The organism is Polycladomyces subterraneus, assembly GCF_030433435.1.
Lineage (GTDB): Bacteria > Bacillota > Bacilli > Thermoactinomycetales > JIR-001 > Polycladomyces > Polycladomyces subterraneus.
Genome location: NZ_JANRHH010000019.1, coordinates 113,172 through 137,961 on the forward strand (window position 1 = coordinate 113,172; position 24,790 = coordinate 137,961).

Below are 24,790 nucleotides of genomic sequence, written 5' to 3' on the forward strand. Positions count from 1 at the left end.
AAAGAAGGGACAAGACAAACCGTGAGAGTGGAGCGCAAGCTAGGGCCCGTGCTGCTGAGCGGATTGATCATCGGCCCGGTATTGGGTTCGGGCATCATTCTGTTGCCCCCGCTCGTGTATCGAATCACAGGAGATCAGGCCATTATCGCATGGGCTGTGACGATGGGGCTGAGTTTTTTGTTTGCGTATTTGTTTGGGCAGTTGACCATCCGGTATCCCGGTGATGCCGGTATGGCGTTGGCCGTGGAAAACGCATTCGGCCGGCCGATCAAACGGTTGACAGCGCAATTCCTGATCGCGGCCGTGTTTGTGGGGCCGGTTGCGGTGATGCTGACGGCGGGTGAATATCTCAGTGTGTGGCTGACGGGAGATCGGGGTCACACGATGATGATCGCATTTCTCCTGCTGGGAATCTGTTTCACCATCTTGCTGTGGCCGCTCGCATGGGTGAGCCGTGTCTCTCTGTTGTTATCTTCACTGGCGGCTGGTACGCTGGTAGTAGGGAGTTTGGCTGCAATTCCCTATTTTCGCAGCGGATCGTTATGGCAAACGCCGTTTCATCTGCCCGACTTTGGATATGGTTTACTCCTGTTGTTCTGGGCATTGGTCGGTTGGGAAATGATTGGAAACTACAGCCTGGAGGTACGCGACCTCGAGCGGACGATTCCTCGGGCGGTCGTTTACAGTGCCGTCGTGGTGACGCTGGTCAGTCTGGCTGTGGCGGCGGCGACACAGTGGATCGATCCTGCCCGCGTGCCGGAGGCGAGTACGTATCCGCTTCGTTTGGCGTTGGTGTTGATGCCGCTGTTTGGTCGCACGACGATGACGGTGATTACCCTGCTGACTACGGGGCTGTGCATCAGCACCTATCTGTTGGCAGTGGGCAGTGCGTCGCGGTTGATCGCGTCATTGGCAGATGAAGCGGCGTTGCCCGCGTGGATGTCCAGACGGACACGGTATCGTACGCCGGTGGGCGGGTTGGTGTTTTTGACCGTAATCCATCTGATGGTGCTGACATTGACGGAGCTGGGCTGTCTCCATCTGGAGCGATTGGTTTCCATCGCTGACGCGTTTTTTCTGTGCAACGCGTTGTTCGGGATCATGGCGGCGTTTCGTCTTTTTCCCCAAAAACGGTTGAAAACCGTAGCGGTATTGTTGGGAGCGGGATTTTTCACCATTTTGGCATTCAGCCCGTGGTGGGTGTTGCTGATTATTGCCGGGATGGTGGGAGTGCAACTGTATCGATCCCGTACGGAGCGGTTGAAACAACAACCCGTAGAACGGTCATGACGGTACACAGGTACAAAACTAGAGGGGGATGAGCACCAATTAAAAGGGGGGCAGAACAATGTCGCCTTCCCACGATTGGTCATTCTGTAAGGAGCAATGTTTTCCCAGGCGAAGCGACTCGAGCGGGGAAAACAATGTGGACAGTATTCACCAGACATACTCGAGTTAAAACTCTTCTGAGATCCAAATGAATTGATCAAACTCCCAATCCAGAGTGGAAGGAGATAGCATATGGAGAATTTTGTTTTTCACAATCCGACAAAGCTGATCTTCGGAAAAGGGCAATTGTCTGCACTGCGCACCGAATTGGCTGCTTACGGCCCAAATGTATTGCTCGTCTACGGAGGAGGAAGTATCAAGCGCAATGGCATCTACGACCGCGTGATGTCTATCCTGCGTGAAATGGGGAAAAACGTGTACGAGCTGTCGGGTGTGGAGCCCAATCCCCGATTGAGCACGGTGAACAAAGGAATTGAGATCTGCAAACGGGAAAACATCGACTTTCTGTTGGCCGTGGGCGGCGGGAGTGTGATTGACTGTACCAAAGCGATTGCCGTCGGCGCTCACTATGACGGTGACGTGTGGGATATCATCATGCGCCGGGTGAAGGCGACCTCTGCCTTGCCGCTCGGCACGGTGCTGACGCATGCCGCGACCGGATCGGAGATGAACAACATCTCGGTCATCACCAACTGGGACACCCAGGATAAAGTAGGCTGGAGCAGTCCCCACGTTTATCCGAAGTTTTCCATCCTCGATCCGACGCATACGTTTACGGTGCCCAAAGAGCAAACTGTATACGGCATTGTCGATATGATGTCGCACGTGCTGGAGCAGTATTTTAGCAAGTCTCCCAACACACCGGTGCTGGAGCGGTTCTGCGAATCCATTCTTCGCACGATTGTGGAGACCGCGCCTAAGTTACTGGAGGATCTCACGAATTACGAGTACCGCGAGACGATCATGTATTGCGGCACTCTGGCTTTGAACGGGTTGCTCGGCATGGGGATGGTCGGCGACTGGGGCACTCACCGGATCGAACACGCTGTCTCTGCGGTGTACGACATCCCCCACGGCGGCGGCCTGGCCATCCTGTTCCCCAACTGGATGAAATATGTGCTGGATGAAGACGTTTCCCGGTTCAAACAGCTGGCTGTCCGCGTCTTCGATGTCGACCCCGCGGGCAAATCCGACCGGGAAGTGGCGTTGGAAGGCATCGAGCGTCTGCGTGCATTTTGGGATTCGCTCGGTGCACCGTCCCGCCTCGCTGACTACGGGATCGACGATTCGAAGTTGAAGCTGATGGCGGAAAAAGCGATGATCAAAGGTGAGTTTGGCGGGTTCAAGCGGATGACAAAGGCAGATGTGTTTGAAGTGTTGCGAATGAGTTTGTGATGGGAATCCAAGGGAAAGCGCTCCGTTATGGGGCGCTTTTTTGTATGCAAAAAAGACGTTTTTATTTTACTCCACCTTCACCATTCGTGCTTCCAGTCCACTTCCTTCGGTTTGCGAATGAAATTTTTGGCCCGTAACAATAGCGGACCTTTCATCATAAGCATATTTTGTCGAAGGGGATATTTGCTGATGGTTATCTGTCTGATTCACCTGTTGGAAAATTGTTGATCTTTGTTTCTGTTCCTTCATGACTAGCTCCTGGTTACGGAGCTGGCCAAACCAATTTTTTATAACTGGAGGTCGTAAAAATGGATGATTTCAAAAATGAACTTCAAAATTTGAGTGTAGACGACGAGTTCAATCAGAGCGAGTTGACGCCTTGGGGAATTGAAGGCGATTACGATCCTGATCTGGCTCAACGATGCGCTGGACGACAATGCTTCAATTGTACCCAATGTGCCAATTGTGTTCGATGCGCCAATTGTGTCCAATGCGCCAATTGCGTCCGATGCGCCAATTGCGTCCGATGCGCCAATTGTGTTCGATGCGCCAATTGCGTCCGATGCGCCAATTGCGTCCGATGCGCCACTTGCGCACGTTGCGGTGGTTGTGCACGTTGCGGTGGTTGCGCACGTTGCGGTAATTGCAAACGTTGATTCCGCGGATCGTTTCCTAACGGAAACCGTGGCTGTCTGACGAGAAGAGGTTATCCCAGCTCAGACATGTTTTTAGGCAGGGGTTCTTCTCTTAAAAAATCAGCCATAAGGGAAAATAGCTGTCTGTTCCTTCATACTAGTTCCTGGTTACGGAGCTGGCCAAAACAATTTTTTTATAACTGGAGGTTGTGAAAATGGATGATTTCAAAAAAGAAATTAAAAATTTGAGTGTTGACGACGAGTTTGATCAGAGCGAGGTGACGCCTTGGGTAAATGAAGGCGAGTACGATCCTGCTCTGGCTCAACGATGCGGTGGTTGTTTCGGCTGCGGTGGGTTCCGCTGCGGTGGTTGTTTCGGCTGCGGTGGGTTCCGCTGTGGTGGTTTCTGCGGTGGTTGTTTCGGCTGCGGTGGGTTCCGCTGCGGTGGTTGTTTCGGCTGCGGTGGGTTCCGCTGCGGTGGTTGCGCACGTTGCGGTGGTTGCGCACGTTGCGGTGGTTGCCGAGGCTGATTCCGCGGAGCGTTCGCATATGGAAATAGTGTTGCCTAAGGAGAAGAGTGCCCCTGCACAGACAAGTTTTTGGGCTGGCAGGGGCTTTTCAAGGCATGAGGGACAAATAGCAGTACATAAAATACCAGAGTGATGGCGCAGATTTGAGAACAGCTCACTGTAAGGAGGATTGGAATGACAAGTTTGAACCCTACTGTGCGTCTGAAAGTGAAAGGGGACACGTTTTTTCTCCCTGATCCAAACGGCGGTGTGTATTTTCGGAACAACTTTGTCTCGTTCCGTATGGAAGGCAGGACGATCGATCAGTGGATTGAAAAACTCATACCGGTGTTCAACGGGGAGTACACGTTGGAATATATAACAGACGGATTGCCGGACCCATACCGGGAACGGGTGTATGAAATCGCTGAAATGCTGTACCAAAACGGCTTTGTCCGAGATGTGAGTCAAGACCGTCCGCATCAATTGCCGGATAAAGTTCTCAAAAAGTATGCTTCACAAATTGAATTCTTGGATCATTTAGGCGGATCGGGCGCATACCGTTTTCAGTGCTATCGTCAGGCCAAAGTATTAGCGATCGGCTCCGGACCGTTTTTGGTCTCGTTGGTTGCGGCCTTGCTTGAATCCGGATTGCCCCGGTTCCACGTGCTGATCACAGATTCGGTTCAGACCAACCGACAGCGACTAGCGGAACTGGCGGCACATGCCCGTAAAACGGACCCCGAGGTGACGTTGGTCGAGGTCACCCCGCAGCAGGCGGGGGTAAGTTCCTGGCGGGAGGCTGTACAGTCGTTTCATTCGATTTTGTATGTGTCGCAGGAGGGCGATGTCGAAGAATTGCGGGTTCTTCATACGGTATGCAGGGAGGAGAAGAAGGTATTACTTCCCGCCATGTGTCTGCAACAGGTGGGTGTGGCGGGGCCGCTGGTGCATCCAGATTCTGAGGGGTGTTGGGAATCGGCGTGGCGCCGCATTCACCATACCGCGCTTCGCAAAAACCCGCAGTTGCACACCTTTTCTTCCACAGCGGGAGCGATGTTGGCAAATGTGATCACATTGGAATTGTTTAAAACGGTTACGGGGATAACCGAATCGGAACGGAAGAATACACTCTACCTGCTGGATCTGGAGACCTTGGAAGGAAATTGGCATTCTTTCATGCCCCATCCGCTGGTGACCGGGCGTGCAGCAGCCGAATGGGTTCAAGATCTTGATCTGCGGCTCGCACGGGGTGTGAAGAGAAATGAGTCGAATGGTTTGCTTCCTTACTTCAGCCTGTTGACATCGGAAGAATCAGGAATATTCCATATTTGGGAGGAAGGGGATCTGAAGCAACTTCCGCTGGCACAGTGCCGCGTTCAGGCAGTCGATCCGCTGTCGGAGGGACCGGCTGCGCTGTTACCGGACATTGTCTGTACGGGTCTGACGCATGAGGAAGCGAGGCGGGATGCAGGGCTAACCGGGATCGAATCGTATGTGTCACGAATGGTCGGGTTCCTCGTAGAGGATGGGATGGTAGAACCGCAGGAATTTGTCGGTGTCGGAGCGGGAGAAACGGTTGCGGAAGGCGTTTGTCGCGGATTGCAAAAGTGTCTGACCGAGGAGCTGAGCAAGCGACTGGCGGATCAGAAGCCTCCGGTCTTTCGTGTGCAGTTGAGTACGGTAGAAGATGAACGTTGCCAGTATTATTTGCAGGTATTGACCACGATGCAAGGAGCACCGACGATCGGCTTGGGAGAGGCAGTGTCCGGATTCCCTGTGGTGTGGGTCGGTACGAGCGGTCGCTGGTATGGCAGTGTAGGCTTGAATGTGACAATGGCGCTCAGGATGGCACTGCAACAAGCACTGCTGAAGGCACAAAATCAGACGACGCGCTTTAAGACCCAAGCGTTGGAGGTACCTACCGTACTTCTTGAAGGAAAGGTGCCGCAAAGCCTTGCGATCCCCGCGTGGGAAGAGGAGACACAATCGGAGGTCTTGCAGTCCACCTTGAAGGTTTTGAAAGGGAACCGCAAGCGGCTCTTGGTCTTGGATCTGGCGCTGGAACCGTTTTTGAAAGAGGAACTGGCAGGCGTGTTTGGCGTGTTGTTGCGAGAGGAGGAATCCCGGTGAGTGCTGTCGTGGTGGTTGTCGGCGAAGGACTGTTGGCAGATTTTGTATGTGGAGAACTTTCCGCCCAAAACCGGGTCGTTCGTCAAACCGATTTAAAAGCAGGTGTACCGGAAGCGGCGAATTTGGCTCTGGTGTTGCACGATGCCTGGCATCCCGCCGTTCATCACCAGGCGGAAGAGGTGTTTCAACAAACCGGTATCCCTTGGCTACGAGGCTTCGTATCATTTGGCGAGGGCGTGGTCGGGCCGCTGGTTCGCCCGGGTACACCGGGATGCTCCCAGTGTGCGGACTGGCGACGTCTCATGGCGGGATTCGACCGCAAGGAGATGTGGGAACTGCAGCAGAGGCTGGCGGAGCACGGGGGAATGACACGTGACGCGTGGGCGTCGCGAACAGGACTTCTGCATGTGGCTCACCTGGTCGTAGCGGAAGCGCAAAGGGTGTTGCAAGGCAGACGAGCCCACTCGGAAAGTCGGGTGTTTTTGATCAACCTAAAAACACTGAAGAGTTCACGTCATTTCTTTCTGCCCGATCCGCAGTGTCCGGTTTGTGGTGGATTGCCGGACGATTCACCGACAGCGGCCCGAATCTCCCTGCAACCAAGTCCGAAGGTCAGTGCCGACAGTTACCGTTGCCGTTCGATCGATGACCTGAAGGATGTTTTGGTTCACGACTATCTGGATTACCGGACTGGCCTTTTGAATGGGAAAATGCATGACCTCAAGTCCCCGTTTGCTGATGCGAGTGTAAATTTGCCGTTGTTCACGGAGGATGAGGGAACAGCTGGTCGGACTCATTCCTATGCAGACAGCGTATTGACTGCCATTTTGGAGGGATTGGAGCGGTATTGCGGTATAGCACCCCGTGGCAAACGAACAGTGATCCACGACAGTTACCGCAATCTGGCAGATCATGCGCTCAACCCTGTCAAGGTAGGTGTGCACGCAAAGGAACAGTATGAGCGGCCTGGTTTTCCATTTCAACCGTTTGATCCTGACCGTCCCATCGATTGGGTATGGGGCTATTCGCTTTTAGAGGAGCGTCCGATCCTGGTTCCGCAGTTGCTCGCCTATTACAGCTTGGGATGTGGAGGTGGCTTTGTCTATGAAACTTCCAACGGATGCGCGTTGGGCGGGAGTTTGGAGGAAGCGATTTTCTACGGCATCATGGAAGTGTTGGAACGTGATTCATTCCTGATGACTTGGTATGCGCAACTGCCGATCCCCCGCCTTGATCCATATTCTGCTGACGACCAAGAATTACGGTTGATGATCGACCGTTTGAAAGTGGTGGCGGGATATGATCTGTATTTGTTTAACTCGACGATGGAGCACGGGATTCCAAGCGTTTGGGCGTTGGCAAAAAACAGGAAGCAACAGGGAGTGAATCTCATCTGTGCGGCCGGGGCTCATCTGGACCCACTACGTGCGGTGAAAAGCGCAATTCACGAGTTGGCCGGTATGATGCTGACGCTTGATGAGAAATTTGAGGCAAATCGGGAGAAATATGAGCAGATGTTGCATGATCCGTTCCTAGTAAAGCAGATGGACGATCATTCCATGCTGTACAGTTTGCCACAAGCGCAGGAACGAATGCATTTTTTGCTGGATGAAAATCGTCCGTTGCGAACATTTGAAGAGGAATTTAAACGAAAGGAAAGGCATGCGGACCTGACCGATGATCTGAAGGACATTCTCCAAGTGTTTCGCCGGTTAAACCTTGATGTGATCGTGGTGGACCAGACGACACCGGAAATCATACGAAACGGACTGCATTGCGTGAAAGTGCTGATACCGGGGATGTTACCGATGACGTTCGGCCATCATCTTACCCGTGTGACAGGGCTGGAGAGGGTGCTCCGGGTGCCGGTGGAGCTCGGGTATGTGAAGCAACCACTGACGGTTGAACAGCTCAATCCACATCCGCATCCATTCCCATAAGCCGTGCCTAGGAGGGAGAAGGATGAGGCTGGAGGCATTTCTGCACAATCTGCATTTTGACATCGACAAGATTCAGCCGCCAGACTGGGAAGTGGATTGGGAAGACGCACCGCTAACGTATAAGCTTTACCGTGGCTTGCCTGTGGTTCCGTTATCACTGGAAGTACCGCTGACGCTCGAGCGACGGGAAGCGCCTGTGAAGCCCGATCTTCGCGGATTCGGTCATTTTCTCTGGTACGTATACGGACTTACTCATTTCTCCCCGTCAGTCGATGCCATGGATTTCTCGGAACAAGCGGTGGGACAGACGCAGTTGTACCGACGGTTTGTTCCCTCCGGTGGGGCGTTGTATCCAAACGAGTTATACGTGTATCTAAAAATGAAGGATTTGCCTGTCGGGGTGTACCATTATGATGTGGCACACCACCGCTTGGTATTGTTGCGCGAAGGCGATTTCGATTCCTATCTGGCCCGGGCTCTTGGCAATCGATGTGACGTGTCGGCTTGTTTTGGCATGGTGTTTGTGTCGACCATGTTTTGGAAAAATTTCTTTAAATACAATAACTTTGCCTACCGTCTGCAAGGGTTGGATGCTGGCGTGCTGATCGGGCAGTTGCTGGAAGTAGCGAAACGGTTTGGCTTCGCATCAGGGGTGTACTTCCAGTTTCTAGATCAGGCCGTTAACCATCTGCTCGGTCTATCCGAACAGGAAGAGAGCGTATATGCGGTGATTCCGCTGTCGGTAGAGCCTTCGATCACTTGGTTTGCCGACGGGAACGACGGAGACAGGGATGTCTCCGCCGCTGAATTGAGCCGGGAATTGACAGAGGTTCACCATGATCACTATGTTCGGTCGCTGAGGGTCAAGGAGTATCCGATGCTGATCAAGTTGAACAAAGCGTCCATGATGGAATCAATTCGATCGTTTCGGCAGATCACAGGGGAGAGGAATGTCAACTGGAAGGGTCGGGCGGTGGCCCTACCACACGTAAACCGGTTGTCGTATGAACTGGCGACTGTCTGTCGGAAGCGGCATTCACCGGGGATGGATTTCGTTTGGGGCAAGGTTAGTCAGCTGCAACTGGCCACTTTGCTCAAAGAGGCAACGGCTTCCTTCTCGTATCGAAATGATTTGGACGGAGCACAAGAAAAGCCCGAGTCGCGTGTCACACTGTATGGCTGTTTGTATGGCGTTGAAGGCATTCAGGATGGTGCTTACTACTATGACAGCGCTGCTCATGCGATGCAGCGGGTACGTCTTGGAGATCATCGGTATTGGCTGCAACAGGGGATGTCTTTGCACAATGTCAATCTGTTCCAAGTACCGCTCTGCCTGCATGTGGCAGGGGACCGAGACCACCTCAAAAAGGCACTGGGATACAGAGGATATCGCATCCAACAGATGGAAGCAGGTATGCTCGTGCAGCGTTTACTGCTGGCGGCGTCCGCCATCGGGATGGGAGGGCACCCGCTCCTCGGATTTGATGTGAGCTTGTGCGATGAGATCTACGAGATGGCTCCGCAAGGAAAAACCAGCTTGATTCAAATCCCGGTGGGTCCCTATCGCCTTGGCTCCCGATGGGCGGGAATTTTGCATGGTTAGGGAAGGTATGACAATCCTCTGGAAATTTCGATCAATCCATGGAAGGCGAAAACTTCTGAAACCGAAACAGAGATAGACAAGGAAACGTGCATTTGTGGGTAGCCATACCGGATGTTATCCCATCGTTTGCATAGGGTGTGGACGTTTGAACAAATGGCGCTCCGCTTGAGGAGCGCCCAGGTAAAAATGTGGGGGAAGAAGTTTGATTTTTCCAAGTACAGGCACGGAACTGAATCAGATATTCAATGATGAAAAATCAGATATTCAATGATGAAAACAGGTCAATTCAAAAATGAATAGAAAAACGTGACCACTACCGCTTTCATGCGGTATTTTTTTACTCTTCGTTTTGGCACGTTAATTGCAATGTTTTTTAATCAAACGACTGAAGAGGAGGACCGGTATGATGAAATACCAACCCAAAGATTCTTTTGAATCACCGCGTTTTTGTGGACCTCGAACGTTTATGCGTCTTCCTTTTATGGAGCAGTTAGACGAACATATGGACTTTGTCATCACCGGGATTCCGTTTGATACGGGACAATCTTTTCGGACGGGGGCGAGATTCGGACCTGAGGCGATCCGGGATTTTTCCATTCTGTTGCGACCATATAATCCGGTGCAAGATATCAATATTTTTGATTATGTTTCGGGAGTGGATTTTGGGGATATTCCGGTGATTCCCGGTTATATCACCGAAACATATGAAAAGATCGAAGAAGGTATGGCCCCCATCGTGGAAAAAGGGATAATTCCCATAGTTCTTGGTGGTGATCATTCGATTACATTGGGGGAATTGCGGGCCATTGCCAAAAAGTACGGCCCTGTGGCGTTGCTTCAATTTGATGCGCATTCCGATACGTGGGATTCCTACTTTGGAAAAAAATATAATCACGGAACTGTCTTTCGCCGGGCGATAGAGGAAGGGCTTTTGGATGTGTCCCGTTCGATTCAGATAGGCATGCGCGGTAGCTTATACGGTCCGACGGATCTTCAGGAAGCAAGGGATTTGGGTTTGGAACTCTATACCACCAACGACTTCAAACGGGTTGGTGTAGAAAACATGCTCGACATCATTCATCAGCGTGTGGGAAGCGGACCCGTGTTTTTGTCCTTCGACATTGACTTCCTCGATCCCGTTTATGCACCGGGAACAGGTACTCCGGAAGTTTCGGGAGTGAGCATCGATGATGCTTTGGCCTTGGTACGGGGGTTAACCGGAATCGATTTTGTCGGATTTGATCTGGTTGAAGTGTTGCCCGCTTATGATCATGGTCAAATTACGGCCGCTGCTGCTTCCAATATCGTCTATGAATTTATTGCGTTAATAGCATTAGCGAAAAAGAATCGGATTCAACCAAAAATGCAAGTGGCCGAGTAAGAAATAGGGAACCCGGATGCGTACGCTAAAAGATGGTAATTTACTTTTGGTCCTGTGATGGGTGGGGGTTCTTTGTTCCAGGAGTATGAACACAATGGGGGATTACATGTGGCGCCTCTGGAACACTTCTCGCTTCCTCCACCCTCATTGTGAACGAACGGCAGGTTGTCAGGTTATGGAGGATCATCACGTTCATCATTGGATGGAAATATCAAAAAAATCGTTTCATTTAGTAAATAGTCGGGATTGATCGTGATGGTGAAGCAGTTTCAATTGTACATAGACGGCAAATGGGTCGAAGGTAAGGGAGAATCACGTGCGATTATTGATCCTTCCACGGGCATGGTTATTGCCGAAATATTGGACGCTTCGTCTAAACAGGTAAATGAGGCGGTATGGGCAGCAAAAAAAGCGTTTGAGAAGACAGAATGGTCTCGAAATATAGGTCATCGTGTGGCTCTTTTACGTCAGCTCGCCGGCCTTCTGGAACATTCGACAATACGGGTAAGCCCATTCGCGAATCACGTTTGGACGTTCATGATGCCGTTGTCTGCCTTCGTTATTATGCCGATCTGGTGGAGTCACGCAGGGAATGCCAAAAAAAGATGAGCGACGGGACGTACAGCCTGATCACGGAGGAGCCCATTGGGGTGTGTGCCCTCATTGTACCGTGGAACTTTCCGTTGCTTCTTGGTGTGTGGAAGCTGGCTCCGGCTTTGGCGGCCGGAAATACAGTGGTCTTTAAACCGTCGGAACTGACTCCTCTGTCCTTCATAAAGCTGGCGGAATTTGCGGAAAAAGTGGGGATACCGTATGGCGTATTCAACCTTATATTGGGCGGAGGAGAAGTGGGTCAAACACTTGTGAGCCATCCAGGGATTGATAAAGTTTCTTTCACAGGCGGAACCGAGACGGGGAAACACATCTACCAAGAATGCGCCAAGACCATGAAGCGAGTCTCGTTGGAACTGGGAGGAAAATCACCGCTGCTCGTGTTTGAGATGCAGATGTGGACACCGCAGTCGATTGGGCGCTCTACGGTTCCTTTTTCAACCAGGGACAAGTGTGTGTGGCGTCTTCCAGATTGTTGATCCATCATTCATTGGAACAGGAATTCTTGAAAAAACTGACGGCCAGATTGGCGGAAATCAAGATAGGAGATCCGTTGGACGAATCGACGGAAATGGGGCCTTTGATCAGTCATCATCATCTTTGGAAAATAGAGGAATATATCAAAATCGGTCAATCGGAAGGAGCGACACTACTTGCGGGCGGGCAACGAATAGGCAAAGAAAATGGGTATTACTTGACACCTGCTGTTTTTACCAATGTCCATCAGAAGATGAGGATCGTTCAGGAAGAAATCTTTGGTCCCGTTGTCACCGTTCAGCCGTTTTATGACGAAGAGGAAGCCATCTATTTGGCCAATGAAACGAAATACGGCCTGGCTGCCGGGATTTTCAGCAAAGATGTGGAAAGGGCGAAAGCGTGGCTGCCCGTCTTCGCGCTGGTACGGTTTGGATCAATGGTTACCATACTCCCTATGTCGAGGCACCATGGGGAGGCTTCAAACAAAGCGGCATAGGCCGTGAACTGGGGCCGCACGTGTTGGCCGCCTTCACGGAACCCAAACATACGAACATCCGTCATCAGCTTCAACCAATTGGATGGTATTCCTGAGCGAGAGGGAAACCTATGTTCGATTTCACAAAAAATTTTGGCTAGGACAGTGTTCGACCGGTCTCTATAGATGGGAGAAGTATAGGCGACCTACTTAATACACAAGTAAGGAGGTTTGCAGATGGCTAATCATCAATTCGCCCTTGATAGTGTTCAGCCTACACCGATGAACGCGAGAACAATGAAATTATTTCCTGCATTTTCACTTTGGTTAGGTTCGAATGTCGTAGTGACCACGGTTTATACAGGTCAGCTTCTTGTTCCCGATATTTCATACTTAACAGCCCTTTGTGTGATTTTATTCGGTTCTCTGGTAGGAGCTATTTTTCTTGTTCTCACTGGTAATATCGGAACGCGCACAGGTCTTCCTACTATGGTACTAACCAGGGGGGCTTTTGGAACTCGAGGAGCTCATCTACCATCGCTATTAAATACAATCGTTCTAATTGGATGGAGTTGGGTTCAAGCCTATATGGGTGAGCTCAGTATCGATCATGCTGTGAAATATCTTACGGGTTATAGCAATATCAATTTCTGGACCGTTTTTACTCAGGTGATGGTGGTTCTGATCACTATCTATGGTCATAAAGGAATCGAAACTTTCGCATCTTTAGCTGCACATTTTATGGTCATTTTAGTGTTCCTTCTCTTTGGGTATTTGTTTACTGAGTATAATGTAGGAGACCTGATTCATCTTCCAACTAGCCATAATCCTACTAACACAGTTATAACAGGATTTGATATTGTTGTGGCTACAGCTTTTTCTTGGCTCCCCCTTGCGTGCGATTATAATCGGAATGCAACATCGTCAAAAACGGGAATAATCGGAACGTATGCTGGGTACAACATTGGTACATTTTTAGCCATGGCTCTTGGTGCAACAGTTTCAGGTCTCTCAATTCTAAGTCATATGACACAAACCTATGATCCCACTGATATTATTGGAAGCAAACATCCATGGTTAGGTTTATTGCCAGCACTGATCATTTTCATTTCTGTTGTCTCCACTAATGTTATGGCACTCTACAGTTCTACCATGTCTTATTTAGCCGTTTTTCAAAAACAAAAATATTTGGTTACGACGATTGTCATCGGAGTAATAACCATACTTGGCGCATTGTTGAAAGGATGGTTGCTTGATCATTTTGAAAATTTCTTACTAATGATTGGTACACTTTTAATTCCGGTGGGCGCATTGTTGATCGTTGACTATTATTTATTGAAACGAGGCTATTATGATCCAGATGAGATTATTAATGGAACTAAGAAATTATATTGGTATTTTAAAGGATTTAACGTATATACTTATATTTCTATATCATTGGAGCAGGATTCGGATACTATTTCACATATGTCTATGTTCTTCCCACAGGATCTACAATATTAACTTTTTTGGTAACTTCGGTTGTATACTGGGGACTAAGCAAATTACGAAATGAGAAAGTGGCGGAACAAGAGAATTCAGGTCAGGTATCGATAAAAAATGAATAAGGTTCTATGGGATCAGACCGGCATTTACCGTACCTAAAAAAGACAGCATAGTTTTTTTGGTATGATAAAGAGAAACAATTTTCATGGCAGATTTTCTAGATGAATCCCGCAGTCCCCCATTTTCCCTTAACACTAAGGCACTTTATCGATGTGTTGTTAACTGAGGTGACGATATTTGGATGATGTGCGTACCAAAGAAGAGATTATCAAACTGGTTAAAAGAATCATGGATCATGACGGAACGGAAGAAGAGATTCCGAGGCGGCGAGATTGCTTGAGCGATCGGTTCCCTCATCCCGAGGTTCTGGATTTCGTCTTTTGAAACGATCCAGATCGAACCCCCGAGGAAAATGTGGAAGCAGCTTTACATGTTCAGCCAATCATAACACCCGTTTCTCCACAATGATTACGTAGAAATTGCCCGGTTACATCTCAAGGTTACGTCCCTTTGATGACGATGAATCGTTCACGCCGGTTTTGACCGGCCTTTTGTAGGAGGCGGAATCTTGCAAAGGATCACCTTTCAGAATTCCCGTAATCTGACTCTGGTAGGACATCTTTATCCATCTACTTCTCAATCCATCATTATCATGTGTCATGGTTTTACTTCAGATAAATCATCCCGAGGCAGGTTTGATAAACTCGCAAACGCCTTTCAACGGTTGGGGTATAGTGTCCTGGCTTTTGACTTCAGCGGTTGCGGTGAAAGCGACGATGATCGACTGACACTGGCCAAACAGGTAAATGATCTGCATTCCGCCATCTCGTTTGTGAAATCCATGGGATATGCTAAGATTGCCCTCTATGGAAACAGTTTGGGAAGCACCGTTTGCTTACTATGTTACACACCTCAGATTTCAACGATGGTGTTGACAGGTGCCTTAACCGGCCCGATGAAATATGATTGGGATGAATATTTTACGAAGGAGCAAATGCAAGAGTTAAGAGAAAAAGGATATATCACCGTACATCGAGGAAACAGAACGGTGATGGTTGATCAACAAATGCTCTTGGATTTTGAGTTCATCGACCAAGAGGAATTGCTGAAAAATGTACACTGCCCGGTATTCATTATTCACGGCAATGCGGATGAAGAGGAAAGGGCTTTGTGCGAGTTGACGAAACGGGGCATGAAGTGGTTGTCCCCTGACTCAAAGTTGGAGATCATCGACGGGGCGAAGCATGGTTTTATGGAGCATTGGTCGATAGTTGAGAAGCTGGCGACAGATTGGTTTCTCAAGCATTTTCCGCTGTTCGACTAGCATTCATTTTTCAACTTGTACAATCAGACTGACCGCCTTGACGGTTGGTCTTTTTTAAACTGTTTCGACCACATTTAACACACTCCCTTTTCACCACTTGATCCGGGCACCAGTAGGGATTACTTTTTAGGAATAGAAATAGACGTGCAATTGCCTACCCCTGATTGAAATTTGATCTCATTTCACCTATGTTCTCCCACGATGAAACCCTTCCAAGATCGAAATTCAAAAACATAGGTTAAAATTCGTATTTCCATTTTTTTAAAATTATAGTATGATATATACGTTCGGTATATTATAGGCAGAGGGGGATATAGGAGCATGGCGGATCTTGATCTGATTCAGATTGGCGAAGTGATTCGGAAAGTTCGCAAAAGTAGGGGTCTTCGCTTGGAGGATTTGGCGGATCAAAAGATCTCTCCAGCCACTGTCAGCAACATTGAGCGGGGCGTTCCTCATGTCGGATCGGAGAAAGTGTTGTATCTGCTGGACAAGCTCGGTATCTCTCTGCAACAGATTCCAGAGATATTGGAAGAGGAAAACGAAAAGCTGGAGGAATTGCTCACACAGCTGATGGCGGTTGAGTCCAAACTCAACATTATCGATAACCAGAGGCTCCTAAATCAGCTCAATGAACTTCCCATCGACGACCAGCACAAGTTGGCGGCCTACCGCCACTATCTGATGGGGCGATGTTATTTCAATCTGAAGGATTTGAAACGTGCTGAGCGAGCTTACTATCACGCCATTCGCTTGTCAGGGCAGTCCTCTTACAGCAAGGAGAAAAATATCGAAGCGCTCAGTTTCAATGAGTTAGGGATTTGCAGTTTTTACCAGAATGATTTGGAGCAGGCGATTCAATACACGGAAAGCGCATTGGACGCCGTAAACGGAGATTCTACGGATCAATACAAGTTCGCCTGTAACAAAGCCGCCTATCTTGAAAAGTTAGGTCGAATCGGGGAAACGGTGAAAATTGTTCAGGAATTATGGGAACATATCGATAAGATGGACTTGGATGTTGCTTTGAATCTATACGATGTCCGTGTCAATGTGTTCCGTAAGTCCAAAATGTTTGAGGAAGCGATCCAATGCGCCAAGGAAGGGATTGAAAAAGCACGTCTCAATGATAAAAAGGATCGTCTCTTTGAACTGTGGACGGCTTTAGGCAGTGTATACCTTTCCACTCAGGATTGGAACAAAGCGGAAACCTGTTTTCAAACAGCAGTAGAGATTGGAGAAGCAATCGATTTGAAAATCGTACTCGTTAGCACCTATACTAAGTTGGGAATATTATATATACGGCAACAAAAAGAAAAAGAAGCAGAGGAAAGTTTAAACAGAGCGATCCAATTGGGAAAAGATGCCAACAACGCCATTGCCCTAACTTATGCGCATTTGGTGATGGGAGATTTGAAGCAGACGCAAGAAAAATGGAAGGAATCGTCTGATTTTTATAAACAATCGTTAGAACTATCCCGGAAATTTCGGAATAAAACGTTGGAATACAAAGCACTTTTCCGACTTGCCAAACTAAAAAAAGGCGACAGCCAAGAGGAATTCCTCTCTGTGTTGGAAAATATATATGAAGTAGCTGCCGCCATTGCAGAGGAAAGCAAGGAGGAAGAAAGCGATGAGATTTTGTAAGCTTATTGTTGTTTTAGCATTCCTTGTTGTTGTGTCGGGCGGATATCAATTTGATGAGAAGGTCTATCAGGTGTCTGCTGCCCCATTAGATGGTATTCCGAGTCATGGTTGATTCATTGAATGGGAGGAGAACCTTCTTACGAGGTGAACCTCCTTCTTTTGTTTTTAAGGAAGTTATGATTCACAGTGTAACCCTTCTCTCAGTTGTGTCACTTGAATTGAGAGGATACGGAGCGTAGGCGAGATGAGGTTACGAACAATCTCATTCAGTCTCTTGATGAACCTGAAGGTGTTCAAATCCGTACAAATACTTTATAAAGAACGAGCGGGAAAACCCAGCCCTTCATTCATGGTTGGGATGAAAGCGAGCGTCGGACGAGGGAGGGCTTCAGACCTCTTGCAAGTCCGACAGAATTTTGGTACAATAAAATAAAAAAGTGTGGAAACCATAAAAACTACTATTTGAGCGAAACTAAAATCACTAGGCTTGGACGAAGCCATCATGGATGGATGTGGGTTTTGCCACGCCAGATGAAGCGAGAAGCCCGCGGCTTTAGCCGTGTGGAGCAGTCATAAGGGGTCTATATCACATGATGATAAGTTTTGACTATCGGATGCGAAAATCGAAAAACCGGTAACGCCAAGTGCGTTACCGGTTTTTTTGTTTGTTTCCCGCCAGCAACTTTCCTGTATACGAACCAATTTTTTCACAAGAGCCATGAATGGAGGGGAAAACATGAAACCCCATCGTGCGGCAGGGCTATCCATTATCAGTAATATTGCCATCGTCTTGCTGAAATTCATGACCGGCATCATCACTGGATCGGTCGCCATATTGTCCGAGGCGATTCACTCTTCTCTCGATCTCATCGCTTCTCTCATCGCCTATGTTTCTGTTCGTATGTCCAACAAGCCGCCGGATCGGGATCATCCATACGGGCACGGCAAATTTGAAAATATCTCCGGCAGCGTCGAAACCCTGCTCATCATAGTAGCGGGGATCTGGATTATCTTTGAATCCGGGAAAAAATTGCTGTACTCCGAACCAATTCACCTGCCCATCGTCGGGGTTGCCGTGATGTTGATCGGAGCCATGATCAATTGGATCGTGGGTCGTATCGGGAAACGGGTAGGTGAGGAATCCAAATCGGTTGCCATGCGGTCCAATGCGTTGCATCTTCTGACGGACGTCTACTCATTCGTGGGTGTTGCTGTCAGTCTGCTCGTGGTGAGCCTGACTGATTTGTATATACTAGATCCCCTGATCGGAATTGCGATTGCCTTGTTTATTGTGAGGGAAGCCGTTCAGCTGGAGAAAGAATCGTTTTTGCCCCTGTTAGATGTCCGGTTGGAACCGGAAGAAGAGGAACGCATCCGGGAGATTCTGCAATCCTTTTCCCGTGAATATCTGGAGTATCATGCGCTTCGTACCCGCAGGTCCGGTTCGGAAGAGCATATTGATCTGCACCTGGTTGTGTCGTCTCAGATGCGGGTGGCGGATGCCCACGACCTGTGTGACCGGATTGAGGGAGAGATCCGAAAGGAGTTTCCCCAAGCGCATGTCTTGATCCATATCGAACCGGAATATGAAAGACATCGTTAGAGGGAATTTTTGGGGACCCTATGTTATCTCATTTTGGATGTTATCATTTACACTAGTGGAGAGAGGAGGCGAAGCGCGTGAACATCGAGATGCTGATCGACCGCATGCGAGGGGAAAAGGAGTGGCAATCCTGCGTCACCCATTGGGAGGTGATCCCGGCGCGGGAAGCTCGTTACGCACCGTTTCCGGACAAGCTTCACCCGGATCTGATCCGCTTGTTGCAGGAGCAGGGGATCACACAACTGTACACGCACCAAGCTACCGCGGTGGAGGCGGCGCTCAGTGGGGAGAACATCGTGACTGTGACCCCGACGGCGTCGGGGAAAACATTGTGCTACAACCTGCCGGTACTGCACACGATCTTGGAAGAACCGTCTGCGCGGGCGTTGTACATTTTTCCGACCAAAGCGCTGGCTTACGACCAGATGACGGAGTTAAACCGGTGGATCGAGCGGTTAGGTCGGGATATCAAGGGTTATACATACGATGGGGACACACCGCCCAACGCACGGCAGACGATCCGCCAGGCGGGGCATATCGTGGTGACCAACCCGGACATGTTGCATCAGGCGATTTTGCCGCACCATACGAAATGGGTGAAGCTCTTTGAAAACCTGCGGTATGTCGTGATTGACGAGTTGCACGCGTACCGGGGGGTGTTCGGCAGCCATTTCGCCAATGTGTTGCGCCGGTTAAGGCGTATTTGCCGTCATTACGGGTCCGACCCACAATTTCTCTGTTCTTCGGCCACCATCGCCAACCCGCGGGAGTTTGCGGAAAAGCTGACAGGTACAACCGTGCGGGTGGTGGACAATAACGGGGCACCTTCGGGTGAGAAGCATTTCGTCTTTTACAATCCGCCGGTGGTGAACGCGTCGCTCGGCATCCGCAAAAGCAGTCTGCTGGAGGCACGCAATCTGGCGGAACGATTGATCAAAAATGACATCCAGACCATCGTATTCGCCCGCTCGCGCGTACGGGTGGAGTTGTTGCTCACCTATCTGCAACAGGCGATGCCGAAGAAAAACATCCGGGGATATCGAGGCGGGTATTTGCCCAATCAACGGCGGGAGATTGAGCGGGGGCTGCGTGAAGGTGAAATCCGCGGCGTGGTGAGCACCAATGCGTTGGAACTGGGGATTGACATCGGCCAGTTGGAGGCGTGTGTGCTGTGCGGGTATCCGGGGACGATCGCCAGCACGTGGCAGCAGGCGGGGCGGGCAGGACGGCGGCACGGGAAGTCGTTGACGTTTCTCGTAGCTTCATCCAGCCCGTTGGATCAGTACATTATCCAACACCCGGAATATTTTTTGCGTCAGACGCCGGAGCATGCCCTGATTCACCCGGACAACCTGATCATCCTCGTCAACCATATCAAATGCGCCGCGTATGAGTTGCCGTTTGAACGCGGGGAACAGTTCGGTGTCGCTGGGACGGAGGAGATCTTGAACTTCCTGGCGGAGGAGGGCATCCTGCATGAGAGCAGCGGACGCTGGTACTGGATGGATCAATCGTTCCCAGCGACGGAGATCAGTTTGCGTTCGGCGGCGCAGGAAAACTTCGTCATCATCGATATCTCCGTGACGGGCAAACACCGCGTCATCGGTGAAGTGGATCGCTTCAGTGCGCCGATGTTGCTACACGAAGAAGCGATCTACCTGCACGAGGGTGTCCAGTACCAGGTGGAGAAATTGGACTATGAAGAGAAAAAGGCGTACGTCCGGCAAGTAAACGTTGATTACTACACCGATGCCAATCTGGCCGTGCAGTTGCGCGTCCTGGAGGTGGATCGCGAAGAGCCGGTAACGGGTGGTACCCGCAGCGTAGGCGAGGTGACGGTAAACGCCTTGGTCACCATTTTCAAAAAGATCAAGCTGGGGACTCACGAGAATATCGGATCGGGACCGGTCCGCCTGCCGGAAGAGGAGATGCACACGACAGCGTATTGGTTGACGGTGGATCATCCCGCATTGCAGGCATGGAAACAGGACGATCTGCAATCGGGGTTGGTGGGGTTGAGCCATGTCCTCTCTCATCTGGCACCGCTGTATCTGATGTGTGATCCGAAAGATTTGGGTGTGGTGACACAGGTAAAAGCAGTTCATTCCAAAAAACCGACCATTTTTCTGTATGACAAATATCCGGGCGGGGTTGGCTTGAGCGACAAACTCTACGATCTGCACGAGACGTTGTTGCACCTGGCGCGGGCACACGTGGCAAGTTGCGGATGCGAATCGGGTTGTCCCTCCTGTGTCGGTCCAGCGGAAGAAGTTGGAGAACAAGGGAAGCGTAAGACGCTGGAGTTGTTGGAATTAATGTTGGAGCCGACTGCTGCGGGGAGTCCTTTATCTCGCTGACAACGCTGGATCGCCCTTTTCCCAGATTATGCAATACGATAATGGATCGCCCAAATAGTTGATGATGAAGTGGATCAGTGCCCCCCTGAGTAGATGCGTCACAATAAGAGAGCGTAAATCTGCTCAAGGGGGTTGAATATACCCATACACCGCTTCAATTATCCATAAGTTCCGAAAATAAAACCAGGGACGATGCCACGAATGAACAGTGCCCACTGTCGGAAATTACATTACAAGTTCAGACGCTCAAAGTGAGGGATCAAAAACAACGACAAATCGAAGGGCGTGATAATAGAAAAAGCGGAATAGAAACATCAGAAATGCTCTTTTATTTCCAGCGAAAACGGGACAGTTGAACGGAATCATTCATAGGTTCGTTGATATAACAAATAATATATTAACCGTGCTTGAACGCTGTTTTAAAATTCTGATGGGAAAATACCCGTGCAAGGGAGAAAAAATGATATGATCATGATTCGCCGGGCTCATCTCCATATCTTCAGCACTGGCCGAGATCGATGAATCAATAATCTGCCACCGAAAGCGGGAATCTATCTGACTTGCCTCCGGAATGAGGACAAATCGACAAACTGGATGATGGAGATCCGGAGATGGTTATTGCAAGGGGCCGACATATTAAAAAGGGAGAATGAACTACGGAAATGATTACGGAAAAATCAATCAATAACGAGATTCTCACGATAGAAACACTGACAGAGACTGACATTCACCATGTTGTCCGTTTGTCGAACCTGTTGGAACGGGGCTATGCTGAGTCGGAGATCCGGATGATTCTGCAAGCCGGGAACCTATTTGGGCACCGGAGCGGTGAAGGAACGATCGTTTCCACCGCCGCCATTTTACCTTATCAGGGGAATTTGGCTTCACTCGGAGTTGTTATGGTGGATCCCCGTTACCGGAGAAGAGGACTGGCAACGCGATTGGTTCAAACATGTTTGGACATTGTTCCAGAATATTCGGTCATACTGGTGGCAACCGATGAGGGGAAACCGCTGTATGAGAAGTTGGGTTTTCGGACCGTAGACACACTGCACAGGCTGATAGCAGGAGAGTATCAGTGTCAAAGACCGCCCCATTTGCAAATGCAATACACTCAGTTTCGTTACATAGACGACCAGGATCTGCCGGAATTATTAAAACTGGATCAAGAAGCATTCGGTGCAGGCCGTTCTAAGTTCCTGAATCTCTGGCTTCGGCAAGCCAACTACACTTCCATCCTTCAAAACCAGGCTGGCCGTTGCATCGGTTATGCGCTGGGAGTGCAAACACCGGAACTTCTTGTCATCGGTCCGGTCGTTGCTCCCGATTCACGGTTGGCTTACCTGCTCATCGATGATATCGCTCGTAGGTACCAAGGAAAAATACAAATTAATATTCCATCTGTTCACCAAGATCTCATCAGATTTTTGATGAGATGCGGCTTCAAACTGGCCAGAATCGCCCCGGTCATGATGTCTGGCGTCTACAGGATGCCGCCGCGAAACCATTTGTTCGCAGTTTCTGCCCGGTCATATGGTTGATATATCATACTCATAATCTAGCCCGTGCCATTGAATTTGACACTACGGTTCAGCGTGAAAATACTAACCATAGTGAGAACGGTCCACAATTGGACGAGCAGGTTAGCGTTCGATAAAATAAAATCGTCAGTAACTTTTCAATAGGAAGGAGACTCACTATGGCTGAATTAAAAGGGAAAGTGGCTATCGTCACTGGGGCCAGCAGTGGGATCGGGGAAGCGACTGCTCTGGAGCTGGCCCGTGCGGGGGCTGATGTTGTACTGGCTGCCCGCCGTACGGATCGTCTGGAGAAGTTGGCTGCCACCATCGGTCAGGAAACGGGTGCGCAATCTCTGGTTGTACCCACCGACGTGACGAAACGGGAAGATGTGGAGCGGTTGGTGGAAAAAACGAAAGAACGATTCGGCCGAGTGGATATTCTGGTCAACAACGCCGGGGTTATGCTGTTGTCCTTCTTGAAAAACGACCATGTGGATGAGTGGGAGCGGATGGTGGACGTCAACATCAAAGGGGTACTGTTCGGCGTCCATGCCGTCATGCCGACAATGCTGGAACAAGGAAGCGGCCATATCGTCAACGTCTCCTCCGTGGCCGGACACGAGATCTTCCCGTCCGCAGCCGTCTACTGTGCGACCAAATTCGCGGTGCGTGCTTTTTCTGAAGGAATCGAGAAGGAATTGTCCCGTTTGGGCATCCGCGTGACCAATATTTCACCGGGTGCGGTGGCGACCGAGTTGACCCAGCACATCACAGATCAGGAAGTGCGGGATACCTTCCTCAAAGGAAGTAAAGATATGGTGTTCCTGGATGCAGCGGATATCGCCGCCGCCGTCGTTTACGCGGTGTCCCAGCCGGAGCATGTTAACGTCAATGAGGTGATCGTCCGCCCCGTACAAAAACGGGGATAAATGATTCTCAAAGGCCCAGAGGAAGGGGCCTTTTTCATAAGCGAGCTTTGAGCTCTTCGGAAACAGGATCGAGAGAAAAGGCTTAATCCGGACAAGAGTAGCTTCATTCGGGAGCCTCCTTCCGTTATGTAGTACACCAGTGCGGAAGCGGCTCCCGTGTATTTTTCGTCAGTCGGCTGATTAAATTCGCATCATTTAGTCAAATCCTAAGCCCTTTGAGAATAGCTCAACTCCATGTCTCCAGAAGTTTCAATCCTACAATGAAACATTAAGATTCCAAATGAACCCTGTTATTCCCATATTTTTGCTTAGAGAGTAGGTTTATCGGACAAATTGCCTGCTTCCAAGTGGGATGGTAGGTATTATTTTTTTTGTACTAGAGATAAATAGTATGAATGTCCTGGGTTGATTTTTACCGAGCTGACAGCTAGGATAAGAGTGCCGTCCTTTTCATTCGGAGGGCTCTTTTTTGCAGAAAAAGTCACCTGAAAGCCTACGGCGCCCATAGGAAGTACCCTTGGGGTATTTCAATCGTCTGGATGAAAGGCGGCGTTAGCTCTAAGCCCTCTGAAGAGGGCGCTTAGAGAAGGACCAAAAAGACGGTATCTCTGATTCACTACCACTTTGTTTTCTGCCCACGTTATCGCAGAAAAGTGTTGATCAACCAAGTGGAAGAGCGATTCAAACAGTTGGTGAAAGACATCTGTTAGGAAAGCGGCTGGGATATCCTTGCCATGGAAGTGATGCCAGATCACTGTCATCTGTTTACCCAGTGATTCGCCATCTGGCATCATGGCAAAATTGAAGGTGGTGACTTCTAGAAAACTGAGGCAAGATTTCAATTACTTGTCTCATTTGCTCAGCTGGTGGACACGCTCATTCTTTGTTAGTACAGCTGGAAACGTTTCAAGAGAAACGATCCAGCGATATGTGGAAGAACACAAGAAAAGGGGGTGAATGGATGCCCACCGTCACACTCAAGTTGGAACTGTATAAACCAACCAAATTCAAACAAGCCATGTATGAACGAATGACACAGATCAACATGGAGTTTGCAAACTGGCTTTTGCTTCATTCCAACGTGAACAAGGCGACCAGCAAGATTTTCAAGGAGTTTTCTGACGAGAAGTTCCCGTCTGCCATCATTAACCAAACGATCCGGGATGTGAAATCGCAGAAGAAACACCAACAAGCTCGGGTATTCAGGAAGATGTGGTGTTCGTTCAACAATCAGAACCTGAAAGTCGAGAAAAACGGCAACTTCTACACGGTGTCGTTCCCTATGCTGGAGAAGCGTATCGGTGTGCCGGTTGTGGCTCGGTCATATCATCAACAATGGCTGGATCGGATCATCGACGGAATGGCCAAACAAGGAACGGCGAAGCTCAACAAGAAGAAGCGCAAATGGTTCATTG

The 24,790-nt window shown here is 49.5% G+C and carries 17 protein-coding genes and 3 pseudogenes; all 20 read left to right on the forward strand.

The features are described 5' to 3' along the window. Nucleotides 1–21: 21 nt before the first annotated feature. A complete protein-coding gene (locus NWF35_RS04275) occupies nucleotides 22–1,290 on the forward strand; it encodes an APC family permease (protein WP_301237834.1) in 1,269 nt (422 codons plus the stop codon). Nucleotides 1,291–1,521: 231 nt separating this feature from the next. Further along, nucleotides 1,522–2,685, forward strand: a complete 1,164-nt coding sequence (locus NWF35_RS04280; RefSeq protein ID WP_301237835.1) for an iron-containing alcohol dehydrogenase — start codon at nucleotides 1,522–1,524, stop codon at nucleotides 2,683–2,685. A 308-nt stretch (nucleotides 2,686–2,993) separates the two neighbouring features. Continuing rightward, nucleotides 2,994–3,341 (forward strand): hypothetical protein, encoded by a 348-nt coding sequence (locus NWF35_RS16780; protein ID WP_363321548.1) that lies wholly within the window; start codon nucleotides 2,994–2,996, stop codon nucleotides 3,339–3,341. Nucleotides 3,342–3,535: 194 nt separating this feature from the next. After that, the gene (locus NWF35_RS16785; RefSeq protein ID WP_363321549.1) at nucleotides 3,536–3,850 is read left to right on the forward strand and encodes a hypothetical protein; all 315 of its coding nucleotides are present in this window, start codon (nucleotides 3,536–3,538) and stop codon (nucleotides 3,848–3,850) included. A 174-nt stretch (nucleotides 3,851–4,024) separates the two neighbouring features. Beyond that, nucleotides 4,025–5,962 carry a putative thiazole-containing bacteriocin maturation protein gene (locus NWF35_RS04295; RefSeq protein WP_301237838.1) on the forward strand — a complete coding sequence of 646 codons (1,938 nt, stop codon included), beginning with the start codon at nucleotides 4,025–4,027 and terminating at the stop codon, nucleotides 5,960–5,962. Next, a complete protein-coding gene (locus tag NWF35_RS04300; protein ID WP_301237839.1) occupies nucleotides 5,959–7,902 on the forward strand; it encodes a TOMM precursor leader peptide-binding protein in 1,944 nt (647 codons plus the stop codon). Before NWF35_RS04295 ends, NWF35_RS04300 begins: the two co-directional genes overlap by 4 nt. A gap of 22 nt (nucleotides 7,903–7,924) precedes the next feature. After that, nucleotides 7,925–9,505 carry a SagB family peptide dehydrogenase gene (locus NWF35_RS04305; protein WP_301237840.1) on the forward strand — a complete coding sequence of 527 codons (1,581 nt, stop codon included), beginning with the start codon at nucleotides 7,925–7,927 and terminating at the stop codon, nucleotides 9,503–9,505. Between the two features lie 403 nt (nucleotides 9,506–9,908). Further along, complete coding sequence (gene speB, locus NWF35_RS04310) at nucleotides 9,909–10,886, forward strand: agmatinase (protein ID WP_301237841.1); 978 nt, start codon at nucleotides 9,909–9,911, stop codon at nucleotides 10,884–10,886. 255 nt (nucleotides 10,887–11,141) lie between these two features. Continuing rightward, nucleotides 11,142–12,566: pseudogene (locus NWF35_RS04315) on the forward strand (aldehyde dehydrogenase family protein). Nucleotides 12,567–12,687: 121 nt separating this feature from the next. Then, nucleotides 12,688–13,953 (forward strand): purine-cytosine permease family protein, encoded by a 1,266-nt coding sequence (locus NWF35_RS04320; RefSeq protein ID WP_301237842.1) that lies wholly within the window; start codon nucleotides 12,688–12,690, stop codon nucleotides 13,951–13,953. 279 nt (nucleotides 13,954–14,232) lie between these two features. Continuing rightward, nucleotides 14,233–14,379, forward strand: coding sequence for a hypothetical protein (locus tag NWF35_RS04325; RefSeq protein ID WP_301237843.1), 147 nt, complete (start codon nucleotides 14,233–14,235; stop codon nucleotides 14,377–14,379). 184 nt (nucleotides 14,380–14,563) lie between these two features. Continuing rightward, on the forward strand, nucleotides 14,564–15,319 hold the full coding sequence (locus NWF35_RS04330; protein ID WP_301237844.1) for an alpha/beta hydrolase: 756 nt from the start codon (nucleotides 14,564–14,566) through the stop codon (nucleotides 15,317–15,319). Between the two features lie 321 nt (nucleotides 15,320–15,640). Then, nucleotides 15,641–16,966 (forward strand): helix-turn-helix domain-containing protein, encoded by a 1,326-nt coding sequence (locus NWF35_RS04335; RefSeq protein WP_301237845.1) that lies wholly within the window; start codon nucleotides 15,641–15,643, stop codon nucleotides 16,964–16,966. Continuing rightward, complete coding sequence (locus NWF35_RS04340) at nucleotides 16,953–17,078, forward strand: hypothetical protein (protein WP_301237846.1); 126 nt, start codon at nucleotides 16,953–16,955, stop codon at nucleotides 17,076–17,078. The genes NWF35_RS04335 and NWF35_RS04340 overlap by 14 nt, the downstream gene beginning before the upstream one ends. Before the next feature lie 624 nt (nucleotides 17,079–17,702). Next, on the forward strand, nucleotides 17,703–18,569 hold the full coding sequence (locus NWF35_RS04345; RefSeq protein ID WP_301237847.1) for a cation diffusion facilitator family transporter: 867 nt from the start codon (nucleotides 17,703–17,705) through the stop codon (nucleotides 18,567–18,569). A gap of 89 nt (nucleotides 18,570–18,658) precedes the next feature. Beyond that, a complete protein-coding gene (locus tag NWF35_RS04350; RefSeq protein ID WP_301237858.1) occupies nucleotides 18,659–20,926 on the forward strand; it encodes a DEAD/DEAH box helicase in 2,268 nt (755 codons plus the stop codon). Nucleotides 20,927–21,588: 662 nt separating this feature from the next. Then, nucleotides 21,589–22,467 carry a GNAT family N-acetyltransferase gene (locus tag NWF35_RS04355; protein WP_301237848.1) on the forward strand — a complete coding sequence of 293 codons (879 nt, stop codon included), beginning with the start codon at nucleotides 21,589–21,591 and terminating at the stop codon, nucleotides 22,465–22,467. A 158-nt stretch (nucleotides 22,468–22,625) separates the two neighbouring features. Continuing rightward, complete coding sequence (locus NWF35_RS04360; RefSeq protein WP_301237849.1) at nucleotides 22,626–23,375, forward strand: SDR family oxidoreductase; 750 nt, start codon at nucleotides 22,626–22,628, stop codon at nucleotides 23,373–23,375. Nucleotides 23,376–23,983: 608 nt separating this feature from the next. Further along, nucleotides 23,984–24,332, forward strand: a pseudogene (tnpA, locus tag NWF35_RS04365) (IS200/IS605 family transposase). Nucleotides 24,333–24,336: 4 nt separating this feature from the next. Then, nucleotides 24,337–24,790, forward strand: a pseudogene (locus tag NWF35_RS04370) (RNA-guided endonuclease TnpB family protein); the annotation flags it as partial.